This is a genomic window from Streptomyces sp. McG3 (assembly GCF_018619185.1).
Taxonomy (GTDB): Bacteria; Actinomycetota; Actinomycetes; order Streptomycetales; family Streptomycetaceae; genus Streptomyces.
Window position 1 is genome coordinate 1 of sequence record NZ_JAAXYC010000336.1, and the last position, 8,229, is coordinate 8,229.

Consider the following 8,229-nt stretch of genomic DNA (forward strand, 5'->3'; position numbering starts at 1 on the left):
TGGACGTGGGTGATGGTGAGGTTGTCGCGAGTTTCCTGCGGCGTGACCGTGACCAGGCGACGAGTCTGCTGACGGGTCTGTCCCGGCTCCATGTCCATGGGGTTGATGTGGCTTGGGACCAGTGGGTTTCCCGTACGCGACCGCCGGTGGAGGTGCCGACGTACGCCTTCCAGCGTCGTCGTTACTGGTTGGAGGGGTCGGCCCGGTCCTCTGTTGTGGAGCCGGACGTCGATCCCAGTACGGCGGAGTTCTGGGAGGCGGTCGAGCGTAATGATCTGGAGGCGCTGGGCCTCGACGGGGACACCCCTTCCGATGCTGTTCTCCCGGTCCTGACGGCGTGGCGGCGTGGCCGCCAGGAGCGTCATGCCCTCGCCGGCCTGCGCTACCACGTCACCTGGACACCAGTACCGGAACCCGTTACCCCCGCCGCGTCCCTGACCGGCTCGTGGCTGGTCGTCAGCCACGACGAGGGCGCGTCGGCGCCCCTGGCGGCGCTGGTCGACAGCCTCGGGGCCCGGGCGGAAACTCTGACCGTCGCACCCGGCACGGGACGGGCCGCACTCGCCGACCGACTGCGCGCGGTGTCCGAGGGCGCCGAGCCCCTCTCCGGGGTGCTGTCCGCCCTCGCGCTCCCCGGCGGCGCCGCACCCGGGGACTGGAACGCGACGGCCGACAACCTGGCGCTGGTGCAGGCGCTGGGAGACGCCGGGGTGACCGCGCCGCTGTGGTGCGTCACCAGCAGCGCGGTCGGCACCGGCGCCGACGAGCCGGTACGTGCTCCCGAGGCAGCCGGGGTATGGGGTCTCGGCCGGGTCGCGGCTCTGGAACACCCCGACCGCTGGGGCGGCCTGATCGACCTGCCCGCCGACCCGGACGGCCCGGCGTACCAGCGCCTCGGGCTCGTGCTGACCGGCACCACCGGCGAGGACCAGGTCGCCGTCCGCGCGACCGGGATGCTCGCCTGCCGGCTGCGCCGCGCCACGAACCCCACCCGACGCGACGAACCGGAATGGTCGCCGGGCGGCAGCACGCTGATCACCGGCGGCACCGGTGCCCTCGGTGGCCACGTCGCCCGCAGGCTGGCCGAGCGCGGCGCCGAGCACATCGTGCTGCTCAGCCGGCAGGGCCCGGACGCCCCCGGGGCCGACGACCTCCGTCGGGACCTGGAGGCACTCGGCAGCCGGGTGACCGTTCGCGCCTGTGACATCAGCCGTCGCGCGGAGCTGGCCGAGGCGATCGCCGCCGTGCCTGCCGCGTACCCCCTGAACACGGTGGTGCACGCCGCCGCCGTACTCGACGACGCCCCGCTGTCGGCGCTCACCCCCGAGCGGCTGGCCTCGGTGCTGGACGCCAAGGCGACCTCCGCGCGGTATCTGGACGAGCTGACGCGTGACCTGCCCCTGGCGTCCTTCGTGCTGTTCTCCGCGTTCGGCGGGGTACTCGGCAGCGCCGGCCAGGGCAACTACGCCGCGGCCAACGCCGTCCTGGACGCGCTGGCCGCGCAGCGCCGGGCCGCCGGACTTCCGGCCACCTCGATCGCCTGGGGAGCCTGGGCCGGTGACGGCATGGCCGCGCGGTCCGCGGCCACCGTGCTGCGGCTGCGGCGCTCCGGTGCCCGGCCGATGACACCCGAACTCGCGCTAGCAGCCCTGGGCCGGGCGCTGACGGACGGCGAGACGCATGTGCTGGTCGCGGACGTCGACTGGTCCCGGTTCACACCCGCGTACACCGCCGTACGGCCCAGCACGCTGCTGGCCGACCTGCCCGACGCGCGCGGCGCTTTCGTTCCGAACGGCGCGCCCGCGGTCGACGGCACGGGCGCTGCCCTGCCGGAGGCGGCGCGGCGGCTGGCCGCCCTGTCCGGTTCCGAGCGGCACGCGGCCGTCCTCGACCTCGTCCGCGGCCAGGTCGCGGCGGTCCTGGGACACGGCGCGCCGACCGCGATCGGGTCCGAACGCCCCTTCCGGGAGCTGGGATTCGACTCGCTGACCGGGCTCGATCTACGCAACCGGCTCACCGTCGCCACCGGTCTGACGCTGCCGGCCACCCTGGTCTTCGACCACCCCACCGTCGGCCTGCTGACCGCGCGCATCGACGCCGGACTGGGCGGGGCCGACAGCACGCCCCGAGCGCGGACGCAGGCGGACGGGCTCGGTCCGGCGGCATCCGGGCCGGACGGCGACGAGCCGATCGCGATCGTGGCGGTGGCCTGCCGGCTGCCCGGAGGGGTGCGCTCGCCCGAGGACCTGTGGACGCTGCTCGCGGACGGCGTCGACGCGATGAGCGATTTCCCCACCGACCGCGGCTGGGACCTCTCCCGGCTGCACGCCCCCACGACGGACGGGCCGGGCACCTCGTACGTCCGGCACGGCGGATTCCTGTCCGACGCGGCCGAGTTCGACGCCGGGTTCTTCGGGATCAGTCCGCGCGAGGCGCTGGCGATGGATCCGCAGCAGCGCCAGCTCCTCGAAACGTCGTGGGAGGTGCTCGAACGCGCGGGAATCGACCCCAGGTCGCTGCGCGGCAGCCGCACCGGGGTGTTCGCCGGAACCAACGGCCAGGACTACGAGAGCCTGCTCACCGATGTGCCCGACGGCGAGGACTTCGCCGCCACCGGAAACGCGGCGAGCGTCCTGTCCGGGCGGGTGGCGTACGCGCTCGGCCTCGAAGGCCCCGCTGTGACCGTCGACACCGCCTGCTCGGCCTCCCTGGTCAGCATCCACCTGGCGAGCCAGGCACTGCGCCGCCAGGAGTGCTCTCTCGCCCTGGCGGGCGGCGTCACCGTGATGAGCACACCCCGTGCGTTCGTCAGCTTCAGCCGTCAGCGCGGCCTGGCACCGGACGGCCGCTGCAAGCCGTTCTCGGCACATGCCGACGGCACCGCGTGGGGCGAGGGCGTCGCGGTCCTGCTGCTGGAACGCCTCTCCGACGCGCGTCGGAACGGGCATCCGGTGCTCGCCGTGGTCCGTGGCTCGGCGGTCAACCAGGACGGTGCGTCGAACGGTCTGACGGCGCCGAACGGTCCGTCGCAGCAGCGGGTGATCCGGGCGGCGCTGGCCGCCGGCGGGCTGACGCCCGCGGACGTCGACGCGGTCGAGGCCCACGGCACGGGCACTGTGCTGGGCGACCCGATCGAGGCACAGGCCCTGATCGCCGCGTACGGAGACCGGCCGGTGGACCGTCCGCTGCGGATCGGCTCGATCAAGTCGAACATCGGCCACACCCAGGCCGCCGCCGGCGCCGCCGGTGTGATCAAGATGGTGCTCGCCCTGCGGCACGGCACGCTGCCCAGGACCCTGCACGCCGAGGAGGCGTCCCCGCACGTCGACTGGTCGGCCGGCGAGGTGGCGCTGCTGAGCGAGGCGGTGCCGTGGGACCGCGAGGACCGCCCGCGCCGGGCAGGCGTCTCCTCGTTCGGCGTGAGCGGCACCAACGCCCACATCGTCATCGAGGAAGCAGAGGAAGCAGAGGAAGCACCCGAACTCCCCGTGTCCGAACCGAACCCCGGGGGCATGCGGCCGACGGAGCCGCTGCCTATCCTGCTGTCCGCCCGCGACGACGCCACGGTCGCCGACCAGGCCTCCCGGCTGCACGACCACCTCACGGCCCACCCCGACCTGGCGCTGCGGGACGTCGCCCACGCGCTGGCCACCTCCCGCGCCGCCCTGGAACACCGGGCCGTGGTCCTGGCCCCGGACCGGGACGGGCTGCTCGGCACGCTCGCCGGGCTGGCGGACGGCGCGCCCACGCCCGCCGTCCTGCGCGGAGTGGCGGGCGAGGGCCGGATCGCCGTGCTCTTCCCCGGCCAGGGCAGCCAGAGCGTCGGCATGGGCCGCGCGCTGTACAGCCGCCACCCCGCCTTCGCCGCGTCCCTGGACGAGATGTGCGCGGCGTTCGCCCCGGAACTCGAACGGCCCCTGCTCGACGTACTGCACGCCGAGCCCGGCACTCCCGAGGCGGCCCTCCTCGACCGGACCGAGTACACCCAACCCGCCCTGTTCGCCGTGGAGGCTGCGCTCTACCGACTCATCGAGGGATGGGGGCTGCGTCCCGACTACCTGCTCGGCCACTCCATCGGCGAGCTGACCGCCGCGTACGTCGCCGGGGTGCTCACCCTGCCCCAGGCCGCGCGGCTCGTCGCCGCCCGGGGCCGCCTCATGCAGGCGCTGCCGGAGGGCGGCGCGATGCTCGCCGTGGCCCTGGCCCCCGAGGACCTGGAGCCACTGCTCGACGGTCACCGGCACCGCGTCGACATCGCGGCGGTGAACGGACCCGCAGCCACCGTGCTGTCCGGTGACGAGGAAGCGGTTCTGGACATCGCCGCCCGATGCGCCGAACGCGGCGTGAAACAGCGGCGGTTGAACGTCAGCCATGCCTTCCACTCCAGCCGGATGGACGGCATGCTCGGAGACTTCGCCGACCTCGCGAGCGAGCTGGACCTCGCCCCCGCACGGATCCCGATCGTCTCCAACGTGACCGGCACCGCCCTCACCGCGGACGAGGCCACCGCACCGGAATACTGGGTGCGGCACGTGCGGGAGACCGTCCGCTTCCACGACGGCATCCGCTGGCTGCACTCCCGTGGCGTCACCGTCTTCCTCGAACTCGGCCCGGACGGCGTGCTCTCCGCGATGGGCGCCGGATGCCTCCCCGACGCCGTGGACGAGGTGGCGTTCCTACCAGCGCTGCGCCCCTCCTGGCCGGAGCCGCGCGCCGTCACCGCCGCGCTCGGCGAACTGCACACCCGCGGCGTCCCGTTGGACTGGCCGGCGATCGCGGCGGGCTGGGGCGGCCGGACCGTACCCCTGCCGACCTACCCGTTCCGGCGGCGGCGCTACTGGCCGGACGCCGCCGGGTCCGCCCCGGTCCCCGCGGCCGGCCCGGCGGACACCCGCTTCTGGAACGCCGTGGCCCGGCGGGACATCACCTCGCTCACCGACGAGCTGGGCGTGGCCGAGACTGCGGCGCTGCCCGAACTGCTGCCCGCGCTGTCGGCCTGGCGTGAACGCCGCGACACGGAATCCGCCGTCCAGGACTGGCGCTACCGGATCACCTGGCGGCGGCTGACCGACCCGCCCCGGCCCCGTCCCACCGGCACCTGGATCGTCGTCGCGCCGTCCGCCCCCGAGGCCGCCGCCGGGACGGCCGGCGTGCTCTCCGCACTGGCCCGTCGCGGCGCGCGAACCCACCTGCTCACCGTCGGCCCGGACGGCGACAGCGAGGCCGGCACCGACGCCGGTACGGCCCTGCGCGTCGCGCTCGACGCGGCGGACGGCCCGCCGGCCGGAGTCCTGTCACTGCTGGGCCTCGACGGGCGAGGGCACCCCGGCCGCCCCGAAACGACCGCGGGCCTGATCGGAACCCTACGGCTGATCCAGACGCTCGCCGGTGCCGAGGCCGGGACCAGGCTGTGGTGCGTGACGCGTGGTGCGGTCGCCGCCGACCGCACCACGACCGTCACCGACCCCGCCCAGGCCCAGATCTGGGGCCTCGGCCGGGTCGCCGCCCTGGAGCACCCACGGTGCTGGGGCGGGCTCGCCGACCTGCCCGCCGAGCCCGACGACACCGCGTACGACCGGCTCTGCGCCGTCGTCACCGGAGGCACCGGAGGCACCGGGGATGGGGACACCGGCGAGGACCAGGTCGCCATCCGGTCCGCCGGCGTCCTCGGCCGGAGGCTGATCCGCGCCCGCGCCGCCACCCCTGCCCCCTCCGCCGGTGGAGACTGGCTGCCCAGCGGTACGGTCCTCATCACCGGCGGGACCGGCGGGATCGGCGCACACGTGGCCCGCCGGTTGGCCGCCGACGGCGCGGACCACCTCGTGCTCGTCAGCCGCACCGGAGCCGACAGCCCCGAGGCGGCCCGCCTCGTCGCCGAGCTGGGCACCCGGGTGACCGTCGCCGCCTGCGACGTCACCGACCGCCTCGCGGTCACCGAGCTCGTCGCCCGGGTGGCCGCCGAGGGCCACCCGATCCGCTCCGTACTGCACGCCGCGGGCGTCAGCCACCACGCGTCCCTCGCGGACACCACCCCGGACGAGATCGCGGACACCCTGGCCGCGAAGACGACGGGCGCCGACGTACTGCACGAGGTCTTCGCCGACACCGAGCTGGACGCGTTCGTGCTCTTCTCCTCGATCGCCGGCGTCTGGGGCAGTGGGGGCCAGGCGGCGTACGCGGCGGCCAACGCCCACCTCGACGCCCTCGCGGAGAACCGCCGGGCCCGGGGGCTTCCCGCCACATCGGTGGCGTGGGGGGCCTGGGCGGGCGTCGGCATGGCCACCGTCGGCGACGCCGCCGAGCGGCTGCGCCGACGCGGCATCAGCGTGATGGACCCGGACCGCGCCGTCGCGGCCCTGCGCCGGGCCGTCGCCGAGGACGAAGCCCAGCTCACCGTCGCCGACGTGGACTGGAACCGGTTCGTGCCCCTCTTCACCGGAGCCCGCCCGAGCCGGCTCCTCGACGAACTCCCGCAGGCGGCGGACCTTTTCACCGACGCGAACGTCGATCCCGCGCCGGTTCCGGACGGCCTCGGCCGTCGGGTGGCGGCACTGCCGGAGGCCGACGGCATCGGACTGCTGTTGGACCTCGTACGTGCCGAAGCCGCCGCGGTCCTCGGCCACGCCGACCCGGACGAGGTCGACGCCGGCCGAGCCTTTCGCAGTCTCGGGTTCGACTCGCTCACCTCGGTCCAGTTGCGCGACCGGCTGACCGCCGCTCTCGGCACGCGGCTGCCCGCCACCCTGGTGTTCGACCACCCCAGCCCTGCCGTCCTGGCCGTACACCTGCGTGGCACGCTGCTCGGGCTGCGTCCGGAACAGGCACAGGGTGGTCCGTCGGGCCAGGCCGGACAGGGCGGGCCTGTGCGGTCCGACGGCGACGACCCGATCGTCATCGTCGGAATGGGCTGCCGCTTCCCCGGCCGGGTGGAATCTCCCGAGGACCTGTGGGACCTGGTCGCCTCCGGTGCCGACGCGATCTCGGGCTTCCCGACGGACCGTGGCTGGGACCTGGACGCCCTGTACGACCCGGACCCCGAGCGCAGCGGTACCTCGTACGCCCGCGAGGGCGGCTTCCTCGCCGATGTGGGCGAGTTCGACGCGGGCTTCTTCGGGATCAGTCCCCGTGAGGCGCTGGCCATGGACCCGCAGCAGCGGCTGCTGCTAGAGGTGTCCTGGGAGGCGCTGGAGCGCGCGCACATCGCTCCCGACTCGTTGCGTTCCAGCGCGACCGGCGTGTTCATGGGCACCAGCGGCCAGGACTACATGTCCCTGCCGGGCGACGCGAGCAGCGAGGGCTACTTCCTGACCGGGAACGCGGCGAGTGTGGTGTCGGGCCGTCTTGCCTATGTGTTCGGGCTGGAGGGTCCGGCGGTGACGGTGGACACGGCGTGTTCGTCGTCGCTGGTGGCGATGCATCTGGCGGCACAGGCGCTGCGTTCCGGCGAGTGCTCGCTGGCCCTGGCCGGCGGCGCGACCGTGATGTCGACACCCGCCGGATTCGTGGAGTTCAGCCGCCAGCGCGGCCTGGCCCCCGACGGCCGCTGCAAGCCCTTCGCCGCGGCGGCGGACGGTACGGGGTGGGCCGAGGGCGCGGGCGTACTGCTCCTTGAGCGGTTGTCGGACGCTCGTCGCAACGGACATCAGGTGCTCGGGGTGCTGCGGGGTTCGGCGGTCAATCAGGACGGTGCGTCGAACGGTCTGACGGCGCCGAACGGTCCGTCGCAGCAGCGGGTGATCCGGCAGGCGTTGGCGAACGCCGGGCTGACCGCCGGGGAGGTGGACCTGGTGGAGGGACACGGTACGGGGACGAAGCTGGGTGACCCGATCGAGGCGCAGGCGTTGTTGGCGACGTACGGGCAGGGCCGGCCCGACGACCGTCCGTTGTGGCTGGGGTCGGTGAAGTCGAACATCGGGCACACCCAGGCGGCCGCGGGTGTGGCAGGGGTCATCAAGACGCTGATGGCCATGCGGCACGGGCAGTTGCCGGGAACGCTGCATGTCGACGAGCCGTCGTCGCACGTGGACTGGTCGGCGGGTGACGTACGTCTGCTGACGAAGGCGCTGCCCTGGTCCGGTGAGCGAGGTCCGCGGCGGGCGGGTGTGTCCTCGTTCGGGGTGAGCGGCACGAACGCGCACCTGATTCTGGAGGAGCCTCCTGTCGCTGAGCCCTCTGCTGCCGTGCCGGCGGGTGAGGGGCCGGTGCCGTGGTTGGTGTCGGGTCGTGGGG

General features: G+C 74.4%; 1 protein-coding gene. It reads left to right on the forward strand.

Annotated elements, in window-relative coordinates:
• Positions 1-8,229, forward strand: an 8,229-nt coding sequence (locus HET64_RS33275) for a type I polyketide synthase (RefSeq protein WP_215110891.1), incomplete at both ends; no start/stop codon positions are given.